Here is a 20,474-nt window from a genome sequence, read left to right as displayed (position 1 = left end):
GCGGCGCGGCGCGGTGTGCGGCGCGGTGCCGTGCGGTGCCGTGCCGCACCGTGCGGCGCAGGAAGAATAAACCCGGCTGGGATCACCTTCCCAGCCGGGTTTTTCTTCCGGCGTCAGCGGCCGTGTGTCCGAGCGACGCCGCCCGCGGGCCGCGCTCAGCCTTCCAGCACCAGCCGCAGCTGCTCCAGCGCCCAGTCGATCTCGGTCGCGCGGATCACGAGCGGTGGGGCGATGCGGATCGTCTGACCATGAGTGTCCTTTACGAGCACGCCGCGCTCCATCAGCTTCTCGCTGATCTCGCGTCCGGTTCCACGCTCGGAGTCGATATCGACTCCGGCCCAGAGACCAGCAACGCGGATGCCAATGACTCCGTGTCCGACGAGTTTCTCCAGCCCGATAGCCAGGTGAGCGCCGAGCGTCTTCGCGCGCTCCTGGAATTCTCCGGTCTCCAGCAGCTCGACCACGCGCAGTCCGACGGCAGCGGCCAGCGGGTTGCCGCCGAAGGTCGAACCGTGCTCGCCGGGGCGAATGACGCCCAGCACATCGCGGTTGCCGACTACCGCAGACACCGGCAGGATGCCGCCGCCGAGTGCCTTGCCCAGCAGGTAGAGGTCGGGCACGACGCCTTCGCGATCGCACGCGAATGTCTCGCCGACGCGGCCGAGCCCCGCCTGGATCTCATCGGCGATGAACAGCACATTGCGCTCATCGCAGAGCTCCCGGATGCGACGCAAATACCCCTCCGGCGGGACGATGACGCCCGCCTCACCCTGGATCGGCTCGACCAGAATCGCCGCGGTGTCATCCGTGATGGCTGCGGCGATAGCATCCGCATCTCCGAAGGGCACCACGTCGAAACCCGGCGTGTAGGGTCCGAAGTCATCGCGTGCCGACTCGTCATCGCTGAAGCTGACGATGGTCGTCGTGCGGCCGTGGAAGTTGCCGGCCGCCACGATGATGCGCGCCTTCTCGGGCGCGATGCCCTTGACCCGGTAGCCCCACGCCCTGGCAACTTTGATGCCGGTTTCGACGGCCTCTGCGCCGGTGTTCATCGGCAGCACAAGCTCTTTGTCGCACATGCGCGCGAGTGCCTCTGAGAACGGTTCGAGCCGGTCGCTCATGAACGCACGGCTGACGAGGGTGACCCGGTCGAGCTGTTCGGCCACCGCAGCGATGAGCTTCGGATGCCGGTGGCCAAAGTTCACGGCCGAGTATGCCGCGAGCAGGTCGAGGTAGCGCTTGCCTTCTATATCGGTGACCCACGCGCCCTCAGCTGAGGCGATCGTGACGGGCAGCGGGTGGTAGTTCTCGGCGACGTGTGCCTCGGTGTGCACGGGGGTGGTCGAAGCGGTCATGCGCTCTCCTCCTGCTCCGCCGCGCGCAGCTCGAGCGTGCAGCACTTGATGCCGCCGCCACCGAGCAGCAGCTCGGACAGGTCGACGGTGATGGGGTTGTATCCGCGTTCGCGCAACTGAGCCTCGAAGCCCTTCGCCCGCGGCGAGATGATGACGTTGTATCCGTCGCTGGCGGAGTTCAGGCCGAAGACGGATCCGTCCTCATCCGAGACCAGGATGGCGTCCGGAAAGCGACTCTCGAGGATCGCGCGGCTGGCGTCATCGAAGGCACCGGGCAGATACGCGATGTTCGCGTGCTCTGGACCGCCGTTCTGTTCGCCTTGCACCGGGTCGAGCACCGTGAGCGCGGTGTCGAGGTGGTAGAAGCGCGGGTCGACCAGGTTCAGCGAGATGACCTCGCGACCGAAAATCTCGCCCACCTCGCGGTGACTGTCGCCGGTGGAGCGGAAGCCGGTGCCGGCGAGGATCGTGTCGCCGACGAGCAGGAAGTCGCCCTCTCCTTCGTTGACCTCTTCGGGCTCGATCGTGTCGTAGCCATTCGCGCGGAACCAGTCCGCGAATGCCGGGGCTTCGCCGGCACGCTCTGTGAAGCGGAACTTCGGCACGTAGGCGCGTCCGCCGATCACGAAACCGCCGTTGGCCGTGTAGACCATGTCCGGGTAGCCGGCGAGCGGCTCGATGAGCTCGACTTCATGGCCGAGCTGGAGGTAAAGGTCGTACAGCATCTGCCACTGCGCAACGGCCCTCGCCGTGTTGGTGGGCTTGGCCGGCTCCATCCACGGATTGATCGTGTAGCTGACCGTGAAATGCTCCGGCCTGCACATCAGGTAGCGGCGGTGCTGCGCCGTGCGTGCGGGGGCGGCTGCGGGTGCGGTGATCGTTTCGGGCGTCGACATCTGTCTCCTTGAGAGGGATGCGGCGGACGCTGTCCAGGGGCCAGGCGGAAGTTCGACCCTCCGCTCATCGCAGAGACGAGGGGGAAGATGCGACGCTGGCACGCCAGTTCTCATTGTGGCATCCGCGACTGTGTGCGCGCCAGAGGCGGATCCGTCTCGTGGTAAGAGCGGAGCGAGTCTCGTCGAATCACGCTTCACTCTGCGAGCACGACGACCTTCCCGACCGTGTGCCCGGATTCCAGGCGGGCGAGCGCAGCGCCTGCTTCAGAGAACGGCCGGACACTCTCAATCACCGGCGAGATCCGACCACTCACCGCCAGCTCGACGAGCTGGTCGATCACCGCTGACTTCGATACCGCCACCAGTGCGCGGATGCGTCGGCGTGAGCCGATCGACAGCACCGCGCCGCGCAGCATCCGCGGGATCGGCCCGAACAAGCGGCCGTTGCCGGCCGCGCACATCACGAGCGTGCCTGGCACTGCCAACAATCGTCGCAGCTGCCCGAGCGGCGCGGAAGCTGCCAGGTCGATGATCGCGTCGAAACTGCTGACCGGCAGCTCAGCCACTGACGTCGAGCGGTAGTCAAACGTGCGGGTCGCGCCGAGGCCCTCGACGAGCGCACGATTGCTGGCGCCGCAGGTGGCCCACACCTCCGCTCCGCGCGAGACCGCGAGCTGCACGGCAAAAGTTCCGACTCCCCCAGATGCGCCCAGAACGAGCACCCGATGGCCGGCCGATACGGCTGCGAGATCGAGCGCCTGAACGGCTGTGCCGCCGGCGATCGGCAGCGTTGCGGCCACGACGGGATCCAGATCGACGGGACGCGTCGAGAGCCTGTCGGCACGCACCACGGCGAAGGGTGCCAGGCCGCCACCCCCGTTCAGTTCGGCGATGACTTCTTCCCCCAGCCTGTCCGCTGAGACTCCGTCGCCGACCGCGACGACGGTGCCCGCGACATCCATCCCGCGAATCGGCTGCTTCGGTCCGCGCAACCCGAAGGCGAGGCGCACGAGCAGCGGATCGCCGAGCATCAACCGCACGTCCCCTGCGTTGAGTGCCGTGGCGCGGATCTTCAACAACACCTCGTCCTTGCCGGGCGTGGGAACGGATGTCTCCACCGACCGAACACCGTCTGCGGAGCCGTAGTCCGAACGGCTCCACGCCGTCATACTCGAGGGAATTACTACAGCGTTCATGTCAGCCTTCCGGGTACTGGAAGAGGTCGTCTATACCAACCTCGAATGCGCGGGCGATCTGGAATGCGAGCTCAAGCGTCGGTGAGTATTTCCCCTGCTCGATCGCGATGAGTGTCTGACGTGTCACGCCGATGCGGCGAGCGAGTTCGGCCTGGGTGATGCCGGCATCCTCACGACGCACGCGGATGCCATTTGTCACGAGGGTGGGCTTGACCATCAGATGAGGCCCCGACGGTAGGCGATCACACGGGCGATGCCGCCGATGATCGCCGAGACGGCGAAGCCGAGGAACATCGTGTTCGCGATCCAGAAGACATCGGCCCCGACGGCACACAGCACGATGACGCCGAGCCCCGCGATGACGAGAAAAGCGTGTTCGACTCGGCCGCCCAGTCTGCTGATGTCCACGTCTCGCACATCGGATGCCGTGGCCGACTCGCGGTCACGTGAACCGACGACGATGCCCCAGATGATCGTGAGCAGGATGCTGAGGGCGATGCCGCCTCCGATGGCCCAGAGCATAAGCGGCCACCAGTCGGCATCCGTCAGCGCGTCACCACCGGACTGACCGAGAACCAGGGCGACATAGGTGACGAGGGTGGCGACCGCGGCGACGATTCCCGCCCAAGCGGCGCGCTCGTGATAGACCATGAGAACTCCTTGATGTAAAAGATTCTTGACACCTGAAATGTAGCGCGGCACTGCGCGCGTGTCAAGAATCTTTTACATGGAGTTCAGATGACGGCCGCGCTCCAGTCGTCCGGGTTGCCGAAGCGATGCGCAGTGATGCTGATCGCCTGCTCGTGCACGAAAGGCAGCAGTTCAATGCGACCGGCCGACGTCACCTCGCCGTCATATACGGACAGGTCAGGGTCGCCGTGCACTGCCTCGGCTAGTGCGCGATGCACGGTGGCCACGGCATCCCTGGTGCCGACCAGGCGCACCCGCTGCGCACGGTGCTCGACCGCGGGATTGAGCACATCGGCCGGATCATCGCTCCGCGACATCCGATCGATCCACTCCTCATCGCTCTCAACGGCGACAGCGACGCGGAGTTCCGACAGCGCGCGCCGCACTTCGGCCGGCAGCCCGACCGGCGTACTCAGGAAGAATCTCGCGCCGGTGCGGATTGCGGCGATCACCACCCGCAACAGCTCGTGCCATGCGGCATCCCCCGACGCCCTGATCATCACTGGCACCGGTCGATACCGGAACAGGTTGCGCTCGACGCCGAGCTGCGAGACGTCGCGTACCTGTCCGAACTCGCGGTCCCAGGCGATCGCATCCGAAAGCGCGGCGCGGCGTAGCCATTCGAAGCTCTCGAAGTCCAGCGACGGCTGCGCTGATTCGATCAGCTCCGTGATCCGCGTGTCGAGACCACGCAGGTGCAGAGTGCTGGATGCCTGACCGCCTCCGCGAGATCGCCATGATCCGAGGCCGATGAGGTAGTTCGGCCCGCCTGCCTTGGTGCCGGGGCCGACCGAGGAGCGCTTCCAACCGCCGAAGGGCTGACGCTGCACGATGGCACCGGTGATTCCGCGATTCACATACAGGTTTCCGGCCTTCACCCGATCAAGCCACTCGGACAGATCATCGGGATTCTGCGTGTGCAACCCCGCCGTCAGCCCGTAGTCCACCGCGTTCTGCAGCTCAATCGCGCGGCCGAGGGTCGGGGCGTGCATGATGCCGAGCACCGGCCCGAAGAACTCCTCCATATGGAAACGCGAGCCCGGTTGCACACCGACGCGGATGCCAGGGCGCCACAGCCGACCGGTCTCATCTCCCTCAACACGCGAAGGCCTGATCAGCCATTGCTCGTCGCCCTCGAGTTCGTTGAGCGCCCAGGCGAGTTTGCCCTGCGGCTCCTCGATCACCGGACCCACCTCCACCAGCGGATCACTCGGCCATCCGACGTGCAGCGACGCTACGGCATCCACCAGCTGACGCGCGAAACGCTTGGACCGGCCGACCGGCCCGACGAGAATCGCCAGCGACGCCGCCGAGCATTTCTGTCCGGCGTGACCGAACGCACTCTTGACCAGGTCGGCGACGGCGAGATCCAGATCTGCCGTCGGCGTGATCACGATCGCGTTCTTGCCACTGGTCTCCGCGAGAAGCGGCAGGTCTGGCCTCCAGGACCGGAACAACGCTGCCGTCTCCCATGCACCGGTGAGGATGACGCGATCCACCGCGTCGTGCGCGATGAGCTGCCGTCCGAGCTCGCCCTCTTCGAGGTCGACGAGAGTGAGGACGTCCCGCGGAATTCCGGCTTCCCAAAGCGCCTCGGCGACGACCGCCGCGCATCTGCGAGCCTGCGGCGCTGGCTTGAACACAACGCCAGAGCCTGCGGCGAGCGCGGCGAGCACTCCCCCGGCTGGAATTGCGATCGGGAAGTTCCACGGCGGCGTGACCACGGTCACGCGTGCGGGCACGAAGCTGGCGCCTGCGACAGCATCCAGCTCTCTTGCCTTCGCGGCGTAGTAGCGAGCGAAATCGACGGCCTCGCTGACCTCGACGTCACCCTCGGCGAGCACCTTGCCAGTTTCGGATGCCGCGACCTCGATGAGTTCCGCGCGACGAGACTCAAGCGCGACGGCCGCCCTTATCAACGTCTCGGCCCGCTCTGCTGCCGGGCGAGCACCCCACGCGGATGCCGCGGCGCTCACTCGCGCAATCGTCTTCTCCAGCGCTGCGGGATCAGTGATCCGTGCTTCGCGAAGCGTGGCCACACCCGCAGCGGAGGTCTCGGTGCGAGAGCGGATCTCATGCGCCCAGTCGCGATTCGCAGGCAACGCGGGGTCGCTGTCGGCCGTATTCGTGAAGCCGGGCGCCCCTGCGGAGTCGGAATCCACCTCGCGCTTGGAGTACACGGCGGTCTCGACGAAGGGCTCTCCGCCGGATCCACGGGCGATGCCGAGCACGACGTTCGTGAGGTCGGCATCCTCGACGTGTGATGCCGCTGATGGCCGCAACGACTCGTGCACCGGAGTCTGGCGATTCTGCGTACGTCGAGGGACGACCCGCAGCGTTCGGTCCTCAGCGCGCTCCAGCGCTCGAACAAAGCGATCGCGCTCTCGATCGAACAGGCTCTCATCGGTGTGCATCTGGAATGCCGCCGAGAGGAAGTTCGCAGGCTCCGCGTTCTCCTCCAGGCGCCTGACGAGGTAGCTGATCGCGACGTCGAACTCGTCTGGCTTCACGACCGGCACATACAGCAGCACGTGCCCGACCTCGCGGGAGACTGCCTGAACCTGTCCCTGCGTCATGCCCAGCAGCATCTCGAACTCGATCTGACTCCGCACGCCGCGTTCACCCGCCAGCAGCCAGGCGTATGCAATGCCGAACAGGTTGTGACCGGCAACGCCGATTCGCACGGCCTCGGTGTTCTCCGGGCGGAGCGCCTCGTCCAGCATCCGCAGGTAGTTCGCGTCGGTGTCGAGCTTGGTCTCGTAGGTTGCGAGCGGCCACCCGTGCATCACGGCATCCACTCGCTCCATCGCAAGGTTCGCGCCCTTGACCAGGCGGATCTTGATCGCAGCACCATCATGCTCGACACGATCCTTCGCCCACGCCGTCAGCTCACGCAGGGCGGAGAGCGCATCGGGCAGATACGCTTGCAATACGATTCCAGCCTCGAGCAGTTGCAGGCGAGGATCCTCGAGGATGCGAATGAACACCGCGATGGTCAGATCAAGGTCGCGGTACTCCTCCATATCGAGATTGATGAAGGTTCCGGTCTTAGCAGCAGTGACATACAGCGGCAGCAGTCTTTCAACCACCTTGTCGACGATCTCATCGAAGGCCCACAGCGAGATGTGGCTGATCACTGACGAGACCTTCACCGAGACATAGTCGACGTCGTCACGACGGATGAGGTCGTGGATGCCGTCCAGCCTCCGTTGCGCTTCGGCTTCGCCGAGCACGGCCTCACCGAGCAGGTTGAGGTTCAGCCGCGCGCCGCTGCCTCGAAGCTTCTCGATCGCGTCGCCGAGCTTAGCGGGCCGCGCATCGACGATGAGGTGGCCGACCATGTCGCGCAGCACACGCCTGGCAATCGGCACGACCGGAGAAGGCAACACTGGGGCGACACCGCCGCCGAGGCGCACGGCGCCGCGCAGATACCAGGGCAGGAAATCGGGAACGGACGGTGCGATGCGCTGCAACTGCGACGCCGCAGCCGCAAGACTTTCGGGCCGCATGACGCCGTCGACGAAGCCGAGCGTGAAAGGCAGGCCCTTTTCGTCCTGCAGCACATCGGCGAGTCGAGCGGCAGCAGGGTCGACCTCGGCACCTGCGGCTTCGGCGATCCATCGACGCGCCAATTCGACCGATTGCTCGGCGAGCGAGACGGCGCCTGGCGCTGACGACTCTGACATGTGTTCAGCCTAGGAGCGCACCGGCGTCGGCGGATCGTGACACACAGCGGACGCCGGTAAGCGCTGCATCGCGAATAGTGAGATCGGCCTCTATGCTGTTCGCGTGGGGGAGAAGCAGGTCGACGACGCATCGGCGTCGACGGATGTGAAGTCGCCGCGGCACTGGGCGCGCGCGACTCTGGATCGCGTCCCGACCAAGTGGGCGAGCGCGATCGGGATCGGCATCTTCCTCGCGGCGACGGCGCTGTTCGGCGGACTCGCAGAGGTTCCGCCGCCTGCGGGACCTGCTGAGGTCGGCTCCGACGTGAAGATCACGACGCCGAACCTCGAAATGACGGTTACCCGGGCTTTCGTCTCGGATCGCGTCGTCGGCGGCGTGAGCGTCGATCCCGATGACGGCGTCCGCGTGCTGGCGGTCGAGCTCGAGACGACGAACCTCTTCGGCAGGTCCCGTCTCGTGCGCAGCGATCTCGAGGGCCTCGGCAAAACACGGATCGTCGACGGATCCGACGACACTCCCGACGTGAGTCGCCCGGGCGAGACGGCGAACAGCTCCATCGCCATGCAGCCGGGAGTCACCGAACGGTTCATCCTGTCCTGGCTGGTCGATGCGGATCAGTACCATGAAGGCGACGAGGTGCGCATCGCGCTCGCGAACCCCGAGTCGGCGCGGTGGGAGTTCCTCGACCATGACCTGCACTGGTCGAACAACGGCGTCTCGGCCTATGTCACGGCTCCGCTCACCGACCTCGGCGAGGGAGACTCCCGATGAAGCGCATCATCACGTGGCTCATCACCATCGCCCTGCTGGTCGGCGCATGGCTGGTCGCCTTCGCCACACCGGAGACATCAGCGGCCACCCGTGCGTTCATCGTGCAGACCACCATCGGCGAACGCACCGAAGGACGCAACCTCGCCATCACCGTGCACGACGTGCGCGTGGCCGAGGCCATCACCACCTCGACAGGATGGCGTGCGGAAGGCACATGGGTCGTCGTCGACCTCGATGCCGAAGCGGTGCTCGCCCAGTACGGCACACTGCTGAGCACCACCACGCTGACTATCGGCGATCGCACTTTCACCGCCACCGAACGCGGCGTCGCAGAGAGCCTCGAGTACATTTCCCTTGCGAAGGCGCAGCTCGTCCCCGGCATCCCGAAGCGGGGGATGCTCGCTTTCCAGATCCCGGATGACGCCGTCTCCGGGAGCGCAACGCTCGAGTTCGCTAACGGCATCGCCCCCGTATACGACTCGATCATCGCCCTGACGATCGACCTCTCGGCCCTGCAGGTCGAAGACGAGATCCGCCTCATCCCCGTCGATTGGAGCGACTCGTGAGCGCACCTCGCTGGTGGCGCAGGAACGCCCTGTCGCTCGGCATCCTGGTGGTCCTGATACCCGCCAGCGCGTGGTCGATCACCTGGCACGATCGGCACGTCCAGAACTCGACGTATCTTGACCGCGTGACGCCATCGCTCGCCGGAGACGGCGAAACGACCGAGTTGGCGGGCGCGACCTGGGGGCCGATCCGGTCGACAGTGATCACGGACACGTCAGGGATGACTCCGCCACCGAATACGAAGATCATCGCCGTCGCCATCCCCGTCGATATCGATCCGTCGGATCCCGTGCACTGCGACGCCCCCCTGCTCATCGAGCAGAGCACGGGCCGCCAATGGAACGAGATGTCGTACGAAATCGGGCTCGAGGTCAGTTCGACTGATGCCATCAACTGTCTCTTTGACGCGCTCGAGGATTATGAGATCATCGTGCCGTTCGTCGTGCCGGAGGACTCGATAGGACCCTACTGGGTCGACGTCGTTCCATATGCAGACCCCGGCGTCGGGCCCGAGGACGCCGACCCCGACGGCGAAGGCGGTACGGGGCTCGACGGCAGGTTCGTCAGATTCTCGATCGACCCGAGCTGACCGGTCGGACGCATCGCACTGAGCGTGCGATCGTACGCGGCGCCGATCAGCGCGATGCGCACCGTCTCCGCGATCATCAGCGCCCCCATCACGATCAAGGTCGAGAAGGTCCTCCACACGACGAAGTCCTGCGGACCGATCAGTAGGATGATTCCCCATTCGAGCAGCGGGGCGACGGCGAGCACCGCCGTGTAGAGCAGGATGTAGCTCGCGGTCGCGAGGGGCCCCGCTCGCCACATCAGCAGAATCGCGCGCCCGATGGGCCGGAAACGCGAAGTGAGCTCATCGGCGAGATCACCCGCGCGGCGACGCACGGCGCTCGGCACCCGTTCGGCGCGCGCCTTGGCGCGCTCGATCAGCCGGATCTCGATTCTCAGTTTCTCCGCGACGATCGTCTGCCCGTAAATCACACCGGCGACTGTCAGCCAGGCCAAGGGCTGCAGGATGATTCCGCCGGCTTCGCCGAGCAGCCACTCGATCGCGTCCCAGATCCACGCGACCGGAACGAGCTGGTCCGTCACCCAGGCGCGCAGGTTCGCCAGCCATACCATCGCGACACGGGACTCGACCCAGCCACCAACCGTTCCCACGCTGTCCTGGATCAGCGCGACCGCGAAAGCCACCCAGATCACTTCGAGGTAGACCGCACCGAGCGCGAATGCGCGCGGGATCTTCGCCGACCACTTCTTCCATGCCCATCGACCGGAGTATGCGATCGCGACGATCAGCAGCGTCCACGGCCCGAGCGACACGTCGAGGGCGACGTCGCCCTCCGGAGCCTGCTCGCCCGTGGTTATCGTTCCCAGTCTGATCGCGAAAGCACGGTCAAGGGCGATCAGAGCGTAATCAGAGGCATCCTCCGCGAGGTATCCCGACGCTACGTAGACGACGAAGAACGGGAGGATGCTGGCAAGCAGCGTGTTCAAGAACTCGGCGCGCCGCTCCTGCGCGGATTGCACCGGCGGCGCGACCTGCTGAAGATTCGACAGGCCGTCGCGGATGACGAGGAACATCCCGACGTAGCTCACCAGCCGGGCGAGCGCACCGAGCGGCAGGATCAGCATGCCCAGCATCGCCGATTGGCCACCGACGAAACCCGCAGCCCAGATAATGAAGTAACGGGCCGTCACCCCCGCGATGAACCACGCTAACAAGGCGGGCCAGTGCCGCCAGAGCACCCGGCCCGTTGTGGAGAGAATCGCCAGCACGCCCCCAAACTACAGTGCCGCTCGCGTCTACGTCAGTTCCACACGCTCGGCGCATCCGCGCGGGTGGGCGGGAGAGCGGATGCAGCGGCCCACTCGTGCACCCATGGATCGACATCCGGCAGGCCCTCCGGCCGTCCGATCGCCGCAAACAGCTCCTGATGCGAGAGCGTGCCACCGCTGCGTTTCAGCATGCGCGCGCGCACGATCACTCGTGCGTAGATCTCACCATCGACCACGGCACGGTGTTCGAGATAGATCGCCTTGTCATCGTGACCGATCAGGCGCGACTCGATGTCGAAGCGCTGCCAGAGCTCGAGGGATTTGCGGAAAGTGACCGTTTCAGAAGACACGACGGCATACCAGCCATGGCGCTTCATCGCATCACTCATGCCGGTGCGCACCAGCAGATCCCAGCGGCCCAAGTCGAACAGCGACAGGTAGCGGCCGTTGTTCATGTGCCGCAGGATGTCGATGTCGGTAGGCAAGGTCGTCACGCGCACGCGCCCCACTTCGGTGGGCGAGAGACGCCCTTCCCTGCGCAGGCGACGGCGCGCGCTCCACATCACAAGTAGGGTTCGCCAGATCACGTTCACGAGGGTCGATCGTAGTCACCGGCGCATGATCCGCGCACTCCTTTGTGGAAATCACACAGGAGAGTCGCTCGATTTCTCCTTCGCGCGGGTCGCGCGTAGAGTCGCGGCATGAGCGCCGAAGCCCAACCAGAAGTCATTGTCCGTCCGGTCCGTGATGTTGATTCGGAAGCGCTAGGACGCGTGCACGCCAAGTGCTGGCACGAGACCTACGATCACCTGATCAGCAAGGCGGCCCTCGAGAAAGTTTCCCCCCGCCGCCTGGCGGAGCTGTGGACGCACTGGGCCGCGCAAGGTGAAGATTTCCGCATGAGCGCAGCGCTCGTCGATGGCGAGATCGTCGGCTTCGTCGGCTCTGGCCCCGCACGCGACAAGGATGCCCCCGCGTTCCGCGAGCTGTACTTCATCTACCTGCTGCACGAGTATCACTCCACCGGCCTCGGCCAGAAGCTGTTCGATGCCGCTGTCGAAAAGGACGAGCCGCTGTACCTCTGGGTCGCCGAGGACAACCCTCGCGCCCACCGCTTCTACGAGCGCAACGGTTTTAAGCTCGACGGCGCGAAGCACACCGAGCCCTTCCTCGGCGAGACGCTGACCGAAGTACGTTTCGTACGCTGAGGCCTGGTTTCCCCTGGCACTTCCGCCGGGGCCCCTGGTTACCGTCGAGGCCCTTGGTTGCTGACGTCAGCAGCCAAGGGCCTCGACGCTGTCGCGGGGCGTCAGCGCAGTAGCCCTCGGCCGCGGCCCTTCGTATGGCGCCGGTATCACCGCGCTGAGACGGTGCCGAACAGCTTGGCGATCGGCGCGAGCACCAACGGTCGCGCGGCCACCCATGCGATGGCGATGACGACGAGGCCTGCCACGAGGAACCAGAATCCGGTCCAGTTGTCGGCATACGCGTTCGGATCGACCGATCCCTGAGCGGCATACATATGGTTCAGGTTGCGCAGCGCACCGGTCGCAAAAACGAGGAACACGTGGATCGCAATGAACACCACGAAGTAGAGCATCACCGGGAAGTGCAGTGCACGCGCCAACTCGACCGGGTACAGCTTGTTCAGCTTCGCGGCGTTCTTCGGCCACAGGCCGCTCATCCGCACTCCGGTGATGGCTGCGAGCGGCGCGGCGATGAAGATCGTCGTACCGTAGGCGAGCTGCTGCAGGGAGTTGTAGTTCACCCAACCGTTCTCGGTCGGCCAGTCCAGCGACACGTACTGCAGCGCGGACGACAGCGCGTTCGGGAAGACTTCCCAGCTGGTGGGGATGACCCGCATCCACTGCCCTGTGACGAATAGCAGGATGACGAAGACGATGCCGTTCACGAGCCACAGGATGTCGAGTGACTGGTGGAACCACAGCGTCAGACTGATCTTGGTCTTCGCGTTTCCGCGTGCGGTCCAAAACGCCGTCGGGCGTTTGTCATGTCGCACGCTGAGGCCTGTGCGAATGATCAGAACCATCAGGAACACGTTGAAGAAGTGCTGCCACCCGAGCCAGCTGGGGAAGCCCACCGGGGCACCCTCTGGCAGGTGGTACTCGCCGGGGAATGCCTGTAGGAAGTCCTGCATGCCGGAAAGGCTCAGCAGCCAGCGCACGAACAGCACGGCCATCGCCGCGGCGCCCAACAGGCCAATACCGCCGACGATGACGGCACCCGCCCACTGTCCCTTAGTGAAGGGACCGATGCGCACCGGCTCGGGGGTAGGAGCGGGGCGGGTGTAGGCGTATTTGCCGGGGAAGACTGTGCGTTGGAAAGGCAGCGGTGCGCTCACGTCGACCGGCGCCAGGGCTGTCGACGGAGTGGGCTCGACGGATGCCACGGCTGCGGTGGTTTCGGACGGCGCCGTCGCGGGTACGTCGGCGGTCTCGGGAGCGACAGCAGCGACCGGTGCACTCGTGCCCGCAGGCGGCCACGGCTCACCACCGGGCGTGCGGGGCAGACCACGGCGCAGGGCAGAGCCTCCGCCAGTCGAGCCGGCGCTCGGCGCGCCGGCGGCGAGTGTAACGGGTGTCTGCGTAACGGATGCTACGTCTGACGTGGCAGGCGCAGTGCTCGCGGCAGCCGCAACGGCCGCTGTGGGAGCACCTAACGCAGTGCTCGCGACAGGTGCCTCGGGTGCAGCGGCCGGCGATGCAGCATCCGACGGCGGCCACGGTTCACCACCGGGCGTGCGTGGCAGTCCACGGCGCACGCCGCCGGCCACGGCCGGGGCAGCGGTCACAGGAGCAGCGACAGGTGCCGGCGGCTCAGATACGGCTGGCGCCTCGGCGGCAGAAGCTTCAGCAGTTGCGGTGGCAGGCGCAGCCGCGGGAGCAGCATCCGCTACCGGAGCGACCTCAACAACATCCACCACTGCGACATCCACCACCACGGCATCCGCGGTCTCGACCTCACCGGCCGGCGGCCAGGCCTCGCCGCCGACAACGCGGGGCAGGCCCCGTCGCAGCTTCTGCGCACCCATCGTTCGCTACTTCTTTCGCGCTTCGAGCGCGGCAACCACCTGCGGCACGACGGTGAACAGGTCACCGACGATGCCAAAGTCGGCGACGTCGAAGATCGGCGCCTCGCCGTCCTTGTTGATCGCGACGATGTTCTTGGCAGTCTGCATCCCCGCGCGATGCTGGATCGCACCAGAGATACCAAGCGCGATGTACAGCTGCGGCGACACCGAAACACCGGTCTGACCGACCTGGTGCGCGTAGGGAATGTAGCCGGCGTCGACGGCTGCGCGCGAGGCGCCGATGGCTGCGCCCAGCACATCTGCGAGCTGTTCGACGAGCACGAACTTCTCTTTCGAACCGAGACCGCGACCACCGGAGACAACCCTCGCGGCTCCACGCAGTTCAGGACGAGACGACTCAACCTCGATGACCTCAGTCACGCCTGCAGTCGCGGCGGTGGATCCGGATGCCGTGACCTCAACTGCCTCGACAGTCGGCGAGGCGACCGCCTCGGCGCGAGCATCCACCGCACCCTGACGAACGGTGATGATGGGAGCACCGAAAGTGGGTGCAGAATCCACAAGGTAGGCGCCACCGTACACAGAGTGGTGCGCGACGATGCCCTCGTCATCTCGGGAGACGCCGATCGCATCGACCGAGAGTGCGAGCTTCTCGCGCACCGCGAGACGGCCGGCGACATCACGGCCGGTGATCGAGTTCGACACCAGCACCGCGTCGGGCTGCACGCGCTGATACGCCGCCTGAAGAGCATCTACCAGCGGCACGGTGAGAGATCCGGCATCAGCATCGGCGGTCAGCACGACGGATGCACCGGCAGCAGCCGCGGCATCCACAGCACGTTGTACATCAGCACCGGGTGAGCCACCGGGCACCAACGCGACCGGCGAACCGATCAGGGATGCCGCACCCAGGAGCGCGGCGGTAGAGCTTGCCGCGTCACCGTTGGGCGTCACATCCACCAGGACGAGGATCGACTTCTCGGGGTAGCTCATCGTCACACCAGCCTGTTCTGCACGAGGAATTCGACCAGCTTCGTGCCAGCGTCACCCTCATCGATGATCTTCACGCCCGCCGCACGCGGGGGCTTCTCGGAGAGGGCCGTCATGATCGTCCGCGGTGCCGCGGCAGGATCCGCCGAGACGCCAAGGTCGTCGAGTGACAACACCTCAAGCGGCTTCTTCTTCGCGGCCATGATGCCCTTGAAGTTCGGGAACCGCGCATCCGGCAGCGCCTCAGTGATCGAGATCACGGCGGGGAACGACGCGGAGACAGGCTGCGAGCCATCGTCAGCGGCGCGCGTACCAGAGACACCCTCGGCGGTGATCTCCACCGCGTTGAGGGCAGTGGCCTGCGCGTATCCGAGGTGCTCCGCCAGCATCGACGGAATCACACCACCAGACCCGTCAGTGGAGAGGTTCCCGGTGATGACCAGGTCAGGCTCGGCCCGGCGGATCGCCGCGGCCAGCGCCTCAGCCGTCAAGCCCAGATCGGCTCCGGCAAGCTGCTCATCGACAATGTGCACAGCGGATGCTGCACCGATCGCAAGCGCACGACGAAGCGAGGCAGTAGAGGACCCAGGAGCCATCGTAAGAGCCACAACCTCGGTGCCCTCAGCCTTGTCGGCGTACGACAGCGCAACCTCAAGAGCGCGCTCAGTGATCTCATCGAGAACCACATCACCGGCCGCACGATCAGCCAGCCCGGTCTCCAGATTCAGCTTGCGATCGCCATAGGTGTCCGGCACCTCTTTGACCAAGACGAAGATCTTCATCGACTACTCCTCACGATGGGGCCGAGTCTACCTATATCGTGGGCAATGTAGCCAATCCGGGTCGTATCCCCCGAACTTACTCCCGGAACCGATGCCTAATGTATACAGAACGAACAATTCATCCGTACGACGCGCTTCCCGGTACCGTAGACTCCGTGGCCCAACCTCGTCCGCTCCCGATCGATCCTCTCGCCGAGGCGAAGCGTCAGTGGATCGCGCACGGATGGACGGATGCCGCAGACGGCATGGCCGTCGTGACCTCGATCATGCGCGCGCAGCAGTTGCTGCTGGCACGAGTGGATACATCCCTCAAATCCTTCGGGCTCTCGTTCGCCCGCTTCGAGGTTCTGCGACTGCTGGCCTTCAGCCGCTCAGGTCGCCTGCCCCTGTCGAGCGTCGTCGCTCGCCTACAGGTGCACCCCACCACTGTCACGAGTACGGCCGACCGGCTGGTGCGCGACGGACTGATCCTGCGTGAGCCGCATCCACACGATGGGCGCGCGGCGATGCTGGCGCTCACCGAAGAGGGCCGCGCCCTCGTCGAGCAGGCAACAACTGCACTCAATGCGGACGTCTTCACCGAACCTGGCGTGAACCAGTCGGATGCCGCCGATCTCGTGTCGATCGTCGCCCGTCTGCGTAAGGATGCCGGAGACTTCACCGATCCGCGCCCGCAGCCCGATCCGCTCTAATGGCGGAGTTTCTTGAGCATCCGGACGGGACGCTGATGCGCGACACGGTGACCTTTCGCTCACCGTTCGGACCGATCGGTAGCATCGTCGACCGCCTCTTCATGCGCGAGTACATGCGCCGCCTGATTGACGAGCGAGGCGATCGGCTGCAGGCATCCCTCGAACACTGAGATCGAGAACACACAAACCGTCCTTCCCCGACCATCCGAGGGACGGTTTGCGTGTTCTCGATCCTGGGCGCACGGCGTTGTACCCTGGGCGCCATGGGTGAACTGCATCTCAAGACCGTCCTCGAAGGCCGCGGCCCCGCCGCCGCTATCAAGCTCACCGACGAGCAGGTCGCCAAACTCGGCGCAGGCAAAGCATTCCCCGTTTTAGTCGACTTCGGCGACCGCAGCATCCGGCTACGCCTTTCCCGCATGGGCGGAGACAATCTGATCGGGTTCAGCAAGGCCGCCCGCGCGGAGGCCGGAGTGGAAATCGACCAAGAGATCGAGGTGACGATCACCGTCGATGCGGCCGAGCGCACCGTCGAGGTGCCGCCGGCACTCGCTGACGCACTGGCATCCGATCCAACGCTGCAACAGGCGTTCGACGCCCTCGCCCCTTCCAAGCGCAAGGAACTGGCCCGCCAGATCGCCGAGGCCAAGGCGGAAGAGACCCGCGAGCGTCGCTTGGCGAAGATCCTCGCCGATCTCCGGGACTGACACACCACCGGGCGCGCACCGCAACATCCACTGCGTGAGACACCACGTCCTCGATGGTGTTTCACGCAGCGGATGTTGCTAAACCCGAGGCTGGCGTCTCAGCTGTTGCTGAAGTTCGGCGTGCGCTTCTCACGGAAGGCAGACATGCCCTCCTTCTGGTCGGCGGTGTCGAACAGCGCGGCGAATGCCTGCTTCTCGTGCGCGAGCCCGTCGGCGAGAGACGTCTCCATGGCAGCATCCAGTGCCGCCTTAGCCGCAAACACCGACGGCAGCGACTTCGACGCGATCGTCTCGGCCAGCTTCGTGGCCTCTGCAAGAAGATCGGATGCCGCAACAACCCGAGACACCAAGCCAGCACGCTCCGCTTCTTCGGCACCCATGATGCGACCGGAGAGAACGAGCTCGGCAGCCTTGTAATACCCGATGGCACGGATGAGTCGCTGTGTGCCACCCATCCCTGGGATCACCCCGAGATTGATCTCTGGCTGCCCGAACTTCGCCGTGTCAGCGGCCAGGATGATGTCACACATCATCGCCAGCTCGCATCCCCCGCCGAGAGCAAAGCCGCTCACCGCCGCGATCACGGGTGTGCGAACTGCGGCGAAGTCGCTCCACGCACCGAAGTGGTCGGTCTCGCGCATCTCGGCGGCCGACATCGACTCCATTTCCTTGATGTCAGCTCCGGCAGCGAACGCCTTCTCGGAGCCGGTCAGCACGATGGCGCCGACACCGTCATCCGCATCGAAGGCGACCGCCGCGGCAGTGACCTCCTGGGAGAGCCTGGCGTTCAGGGCATTCAGCGCCTGCGGACGGTTAAGGGTGATCCACCCCACGCGACCTCGCTGTTCGACCAGGATCGTCTCGTACTCGGTCATCTCGTTCCCTTCACCGCTTCTTGGTTTTCGTCCAGAGTCGCCGTGGTTCTCATCCAGTATCGGCCCATCCCCGTCACCTCGACACGCTCTGGAGCGCCTCGTTCCAGAAGACACCCGCCATCGTAGGCTGCACGGCGACCGTCAATCTTTCATGTTCGAGCGAGAACTGATCCGGATGCCGCGTGACGGCTGTGACCGTGTACCCTTCGGCGAGCGCCTGAGCGCTCGCGAGCCGCCCGGTGGCACCGTTGGCGCCGAAGATGATGACCTTGACAGATGCGAGGCTATCCCGGGTAGCGCATACTCATCGGTCAAAGATCAGCAGAAGACGAGTCGCGAATGTCGGTGATGATGCCCGAGAAGTCGCGGCCTGCGCCACCCCCCGCGGCGAACGCTGCGTAGATCTGCTGGGCGAGCATGCCCATCCTGGCATCCGTCCCCGTGCCCTCGATCGCCTGCAGGGCGAGTCCGAGATCCTTCGCCATCAACGCTCCTGCGAAGCCCGGCTGATAGTCGCGGTTCGCTGGACTCGTCGGCACCGGCCCCGGCACCGGACAGTTCGTCGACATCGCCCAGCACTGACCGGTTGCATTGGATGCCACGTCATACAGCGCCTGATGCTCGAGGCCCAACCGCTCCCCCAGCACGAACGCTTCTGCCACGACAATCTGCGACACCGCCAGGATCATGTTGTTGCACACCTTCGCTGCCTGCCCGAGACCAGGACCACCGCAGTGCACGATGCGCTTGCCCATCGCCTCCAGCAATGGCAGTGCTGCACCAAAATCCTCGTCCAATGCGCCAACCATAAAGGCCAACGTCCCGTTCTCCGCACCGACAACGCCACCCGAGGCCGGTGCGTCGATGTTGCGATGACCGGCCTCCACTGCCAGCGAGTGCGCGGTCTGCGCCTCAGCCACCGCGATCGTGGACGATTCGATGAACAGCGTGCCTGGCCGAGCCTCTGAAAGCAGTCCACCCTGGTACGCCTCGATGACGTGCTTGCCTGCGGGGAACATCGTGATGACGACATCCGCATCGACCACGGCGTCCGCCGCGCTATCTGCGATCGGAATTCCCGCCGACTTCGCCGCCTCGATCGCGGCGGGCACCAGGTCGAAGCCATGCACATCATGGCCGGCCTTCATCAGATTGACGGCCATCGGCATACCCATGTGGCCGAGACCGAGGAAAGCGATAACGGTCATGACGTGCTCCTCAGGTTTTCGTTCGCGGCGCTTCGCATCGACGCGGATCCGGCCGGGCGCAGCATCTCTCGTCCGACGATCAGCCGCATGATCTCGTTGGTTCCCTCCAAGATCTGGTGCACTCGCAGATCCCGCACCACCTTCTCGATCCCGTAATCCTGAAGGTACCCGTAGCCGCCATGCAGCTGAAGAGCTCGATTGGCGACATCAAAGCCTGCGTCGGTGGCAAATCGCTTGGCCATCGCGCAGCGCATCGTGGCATCCGGAGCATCCTCATCAACGGCCTGTGCACCGTCCCTGACCATCAGCCGCGCGGCCTGCAACTCGGTGCGCATATCGGCGATGGAGAACAGGATCGACTGCTTCTCTGCCAGCGGCTCTCCGAACGCGACGCGCTCTTGCACGTACTGCACCGCGCGATCCAGCGCCCACTGCGCGCCGCCCAGCGAGCATGCCGCGATGTTGAGGCGACCACCGTTGAGCGCTGACATCGCGATCGCGAAGCCTCGGCCCTCGTCGCCGAGCATTGCGGATGCCGGCACTCGCACCCCGTCGAAGATGACCTGCCGCGTGGGCTGAGCGTGCCAGCCCATCTTCTTCTCCAGCGCGCCAAAGCTGAGGCCGGTGGCATCGGCGGGAACCACAAAGGCGCTGATGCCGCGGGCTCCGCTCGATGCATCACCCGTGCGCGCCATGACGACGTAGACGCCCGACTCACCCGCACCCGAGATGAACTGTTTGACACCGGTGATCACGTACTCGTCACCTTCACGGCGCGCACTCGTCGCGATCGCAGCGGCATCCGATCCGGCACCAGGCTCGGTGAGACAGTAGCTGCCGAACTCCGTCATGGCCGTCAGCTTCGACAGCCACTGGCCGCGCTGCGCGTCATCGCCGTAGGTGTCGATCATCCAGGCGACCATGTTGTGGATCGAAATGTACGACGCGATCGTGGGATCGCCCTTGGCAAGTTCCTCGAAAATCGCCACGGTGTCAACGCGGCCGAGCCCGGTGCCACCGGACTCCTCGCGCACATAAATGCCGCCGAGGCCCAGCTCACCACCTCGGCGCAGTGACTCGCGCGGGAACTCGTGCTTCTCATCGCGCTCAATAGCGAAGGGCGCGAGTTCGGTTTCGGCATACTCGCGAACGGCACCGAGGATCGCCTCGCGCTCCTCGGCTGTGGTCACAGTGCTGGTGATCGTCATG

The 20,474-nt window shown here is 65.4% G+C and carries 21 protein-coding genes; 6 read left to right on the top strand and 15 right to left on the bottom strand.

What is annotated here, in order from left to right:
• Window positions 1-155: 155 nt before the first annotated feature.
• The 6 genes from rocD to AC1C2Q_RS11785 all read right to left on the bottom strand — a co-directional run bounded on the left by rocD (window position 156) and on the right by AC1C2Q_RS11785 (window position 7,823).
• Window positions 156-1,355 carry an ornithine--oxo-acid transaminase gene (gene rocD / locus AC1C2Q_RS11810; RefSeq protein WP_495450267.1) on the bottom strand — a complete coding sequence of 400 codons (1,200 nt, stop codon included), beginning with the start codon at window positions 1,353-1,355 and terminating at the stop codon, window positions 156-158.
• Window positions 1,352-2,251, bottom strand: coding sequence for a dimethylargininase (gene ddaH, locus AC1C2Q_RS11805; RefSeq protein WP_495450266.1), 900 nt, complete (start codon window positions 2,249-2,251; stop codon window positions 1,352-1,354). The genes rocD and ddaH overlap by 4 nt, the downstream gene beginning before the upstream one ends.
• Before the next feature lie 194 nt (window positions 2,252-2,445).
• Window positions 2,446-3,447, bottom strand: coding sequence for an NAD(P)-dependent alcohol dehydrogenase (locus tag AC1C2Q_RS11800; RefSeq protein WP_495450265.1), 1,002 nt, complete (start codon window positions 3,445-3,447; stop codon window positions 2,446-2,448).
• A 1-nt stretch (window position 3,448) separates the two neighbouring features.
• Window positions 3,449-3,664, bottom strand: coding sequence for a helix-turn-helix transcriptional regulator (locus AC1C2Q_RS11795; RefSeq protein ID WP_495431306.1), 216 nt, complete (start codon window positions 3,662-3,664; stop codon window positions 3,449-3,451).
• The gene (locus tag AC1C2Q_RS11790) at window positions 3,664-4,098 is read right to left on the bottom strand and encodes a hypothetical protein (RefSeq protein WP_495450264.1); all 435 of its coding nucleotides are present in this window, start codon (window positions 4,096-4,098) and stop codon (window positions 3,664-3,666) included. The genes AC1C2Q_RS11795 and AC1C2Q_RS11790 overlap by 1 nt, the downstream gene beginning before the upstream one ends.
• Window positions 4,099-4,181: 83 nt before the next feature.
• Window positions 4,182-7,823, bottom strand: a complete 3,642-nt coding sequence (locus AC1C2Q_RS11785; protein ID WP_495450263.1) for a proline dehydrogenase family protein — start codon at window positions 7,821-7,823, stop codon at window positions 4,182-4,184.
• A 103-nt stretch (window positions 7,824-7,926) separates the two neighbouring features.
• Between AC1C2Q_RS11785 and AC1C2Q_RS11780 the strand changes: the two genes are divergently transcribed.
• Window positions 7,927-8,595: a hypothetical protein gene (locus tag AC1C2Q_RS11780; protein ID WP_495450262.1), complete on the top strand. Its 669-nt coding sequence runs from the start codon at window positions 7,927-7,929 to the stop codon at window positions 8,593-8,595.
• Window positions 8,592-9,161, top strand: a complete 570-nt coding sequence (locus AC1C2Q_RS11775; protein WP_495450261.1) for a hypothetical protein — start codon at window positions 8,592-8,594, stop codon at window positions 9,159-9,161. The genes AC1C2Q_RS11780 and AC1C2Q_RS11775 overlap by 4 nt, the downstream gene beginning before the upstream one ends.
• 466 nt (window positions 9,162-9,627) lie before the next feature.
• Here the strand turns inward: AC1C2Q_RS11775 and AC1C2Q_RS11770 are convergent, their stop codons facing one another.
• Together AC1C2Q_RS11770 and AC1C2Q_RS11765 are read right to left on the bottom strand one after the other, a co-directional pair.
• A complete protein-coding gene (locus AC1C2Q_RS11770; RefSeq protein ID WP_495450260.1) occupies window positions 9,628-10,959 on the bottom strand; it encodes a hypothetical protein in 1,332 nt (443 codons plus the stop codon).
• Window positions 10,960-10,991: 32 nt separating this feature from the next.
• Window positions 10,992-11,552: a thioesterase family protein gene (locus tag AC1C2Q_RS11765; RefSeq protein ID WP_495450259.1), complete on the bottom strand. Its 561-nt coding sequence runs from the start codon at window positions 11,550-11,552 to the stop codon at window positions 10,992-10,994.
• Window positions 11,553-11,660: 108 nt separating this feature from the next.
• Between AC1C2Q_RS11765 and AC1C2Q_RS11760 the strand changes: the two genes are divergently transcribed.
• The gene (locus AC1C2Q_RS11760; protein WP_495431298.1) at window positions 11,661-12,167 is read left to right on the top strand and encodes a GNAT family N-acetyltransferase; all 507 of its coding nucleotides are present in this window, start codon (window positions 11,661-11,663) and stop codon (window positions 12,165-12,167) included.
• Between the two features lie 146 nt (window positions 12,168-12,313).
• Here the strand turns inward: AC1C2Q_RS11760 and AC1C2Q_RS11755 are convergent, their stop codons facing one another.
• The 3 genes from AC1C2Q_RS11755 to AC1C2Q_RS11745 are packed head-to-tail and all read right to left on the bottom strand — an operon-like array spanning window position 12,314 to window position 15,783.
• Window positions 12,314-14,011 (bottom strand): cytochrome b/b6 domain-containing protein, encoded by a 1,698-nt coding sequence (locus tag AC1C2Q_RS11755; RefSeq protein WP_495450258.1) that lies wholly within the window; start codon window positions 14,009-14,011, stop codon window positions 12,314-12,316.
• 6 nt (window positions 14,012-14,017) lie between these two features.
• Complete coding sequence (locus AC1C2Q_RS11750; protein WP_495450257.1) at window positions 14,018-15,004, bottom strand: electron transfer flavoprotein subunit alpha/FixB family protein; 987 nt, start codon at window positions 15,002-15,004, stop codon at window positions 14,018-14,020.
• A 2-nt stretch (window positions 15,005-15,006) separates the two neighbouring features.
• Window positions 15,007-15,783 (bottom strand): electron transfer flavoprotein subunit beta/FixA family protein, encoded by a 777-nt coding sequence (locus AC1C2Q_RS11745; RefSeq protein ID WP_495450256.1) that lies wholly within the window; start codon window positions 15,781-15,783, stop codon window positions 15,007-15,009.
• A 155-nt stretch (window positions 15,784-15,938) separates the two neighbouring features.
• Here AC1C2Q_RS11745 and AC1C2Q_RS11740 point away from each other — a divergent pair, with 155 nt between their 5' ends.
• The 3 genes from AC1C2Q_RS11740 (at window position 15,939) to AC1C2Q_RS11730 (ending at window position 17,182) form a co-directional block, all read left to right on the top strand.
• Window positions 15,939-16,475, top strand: a complete 537-nt coding sequence (locus AC1C2Q_RS11740; protein WP_495450255.1) for a MarR family winged helix-turn-helix transcriptional regulator — start codon at window positions 15,939-15,941, stop codon at window positions 16,473-16,475.
• The gene (locus AC1C2Q_RS11735) at window positions 16,475-16,645 is read left to right on the top strand and encodes a hypothetical protein (protein WP_495450254.1); all 171 of its coding nucleotides are present in this window, start codon (window positions 16,475-16,477) and stop codon (window positions 16,643-16,645) included. The genes AC1C2Q_RS11740 and AC1C2Q_RS11735 overlap by 1 nt, the downstream gene beginning before the upstream one ends.
• A gap of 93 nt (window positions 16,646-16,738) precedes the next feature.
• A complete protein-coding gene (locus AC1C2Q_RS11730) occupies window positions 16,739-17,182 on the top strand; it encodes a YdeI/OmpD-associated family protein (RefSeq protein ID WP_495450253.1) in 444 nt (147 codons plus the stop codon).
• A gap of 98 nt (window positions 17,183-17,280) precedes the next feature.
• Here AC1C2Q_RS11730 and AC1C2Q_RS11725 read toward each other — a convergent pair whose 3' ends face one another.
• The 4 genes from AC1C2Q_RS11725 to AC1C2Q_RS11710 all read right to left on the bottom strand — a co-directional run bounded on the left by AC1C2Q_RS11725 (window position 17,281) and on the right by AC1C2Q_RS11710 (window position 20,473).
• A complete protein-coding gene (locus AC1C2Q_RS11725) occupies window positions 17,281-18,057 on the bottom strand; it encodes an enoyl-CoA hydratase-related protein (protein WP_495431291.1) in 777 nt (258 codons plus the stop codon).
• 73 nt (window positions 18,058-18,130) lie between these two features.
• On the bottom strand, window positions 18,131-18,319 hold the full coding sequence (locus AC1C2Q_RS11720) for an NAD(P)H-binding protein (protein WP_495450578.1): 189 nt from the start codon (window positions 18,317-18,319) through the stop codon (window positions 18,131-18,133).
• A gap of 49 nt (window positions 18,320-18,368) precedes the next feature.
• The gene (gene mmsB / locus AC1C2Q_RS11715) at window positions 18,369-19,265 is read right to left on the bottom strand and encodes a 3-hydroxyisobutyrate dehydrogenase (RefSeq protein ID WP_495450252.1); all 897 of its coding nucleotides are present in this window, start codon (window positions 19,263-19,265) and stop codon (window positions 18,369-18,371) included.
• Window positions 19,262-20,473: an acyl-CoA dehydrogenase family protein gene (locus AC1C2Q_RS11710; RefSeq protein WP_495450251.1), complete on the bottom strand. Its 1,212-nt coding sequence runs from the start codon at window positions 20,471-20,473 to the stop codon at window positions 19,262-19,264. The genes mmsB and AC1C2Q_RS11710 overlap by 4 nt, the downstream gene beginning before the upstream one ends.
• Window position 20,474 lies beyond the last annotated feature (1 nt).

It is taken from the genome of Microbacterium sp. Y356, assembly GCF_059445355.1.
The sequence above is the reverse complement of the archived record's forward strand: the minus strand, read 5'-3'. Positions and strand labels throughout refer to the sequence as shown.

Excerpts from the sequence above, each read along its gene's own strand:
- AC1C2Q_RS11730 (WP_495450253.1), top strand. The coding sequence starts at position 16,739 with ATGGGTGAACTGCATCTCAAGACCGTCCTCGAAGGCCGCGGCCCCGCC.
- AC1C2Q_RS11735 (WP_495450254.1), top strand. The coding sequence starts at position 16,475 with ATGGCGGAGTTTCTTGAGCATCCGGACGGGACGCTGATGCGCGACACG.
- AC1C2Q_RS11785 (WP_495450263.1), bottom strand. The coding sequence starts at position 7,823 with ATGTCAGAGTCGTCAGCGCCAGGCGCCGTCTCGCTCGCCGAGCAATCG.
- AC1C2Q_RS11800 (WP_495450265.1), bottom strand. The coding sequence starts at position 3,447 with ATGAACGCTGTAGTAATTCCCTCGAGTATGACGGCGTGGAGCCGTTCG.
- AC1C2Q_RS11745 (WP_495450256.1), bottom strand. The coding sequence starts at position 15,783 with ATGAAGATCTTCGTCTTGGTCAAAGAGGTGCCGGACACCTATGGCGAT.
- ddaH (WP_495450266.1), bottom strand. The coding sequence starts at position 2,251 with ATGTCGACGCCCGAAACGATCACCGCACCCGCAGCCGCCCCCGCACGC.
- mmsB (WP_495450252.1), bottom strand. The coding sequence starts at position 19,265 with ATGACCGTTATCGCTTTCCTCGGTCTCGGCCACATGGGTATGCCGATG.
- AC1C2Q_RS11710 (WP_495450251.1), bottom strand. The coding sequence starts at position 20,473 with ATGACGATCACCAGCACTGTGACCACAGCCGAGGAGCGCGAGGCGATC.
- AC1C2Q_RS11725 (WP_495431291.1), bottom strand. The coding sequence starts at position 18,057 with ATGACCGAGTACGAGACGATCCTGGTCGAACAGCGAGGTCGCGTGGGG.
- AC1C2Q_RS11790 (WP_495450264.1), bottom strand. The coding sequence starts at position 4,098 with ATGGTCTATCACGAGCGCGCCGCTTGGGCGGGAATCGTCGCCGCGGTC.
- AC1C2Q_RS11760 (WP_495431298.1), top strand. The coding sequence starts at position 11,661 with ATGAGCGCCGAAGCCCAACCAGAAGTCATTGTCCGTCCGGTCCGTGAT.
- rocD (WP_495450267.1), bottom strand. The coding sequence starts at position 1,355 with ATGACCGCTTCGACCACCCCCGTGCACACCGAGGCACACGTCGCCGAG.
- AC1C2Q_RS11750 (WP_495450257.1), bottom strand. The coding sequence starts at position 15,004 with ATGAGCTACCCCGAGAAGTCGATCCTCGTCCTGGTGGATGTGACGCCC.
- AC1C2Q_RS11755 (WP_495450258.1), bottom strand. The coding sequence starts at position 14,011 with ATGGGTGCGCAGAAGCTGCGACGGGGCCTGCCCCGCGTTGTCGGCGGC.
- AC1C2Q_RS11775 (WP_495450261.1), top strand. The coding sequence starts at position 8,592 with ATGAAGCGCATCATCACGTGGCTCATCACCATCGCCCTGCTGGTCGGC.
- AC1C2Q_RS11795 (WP_495431306.1), bottom strand. The coding sequence starts at position 3,664 with ATGGTCAAGCCCACCCTCGTGACAAATGGCATCCGCGTGCGTCGTGAG.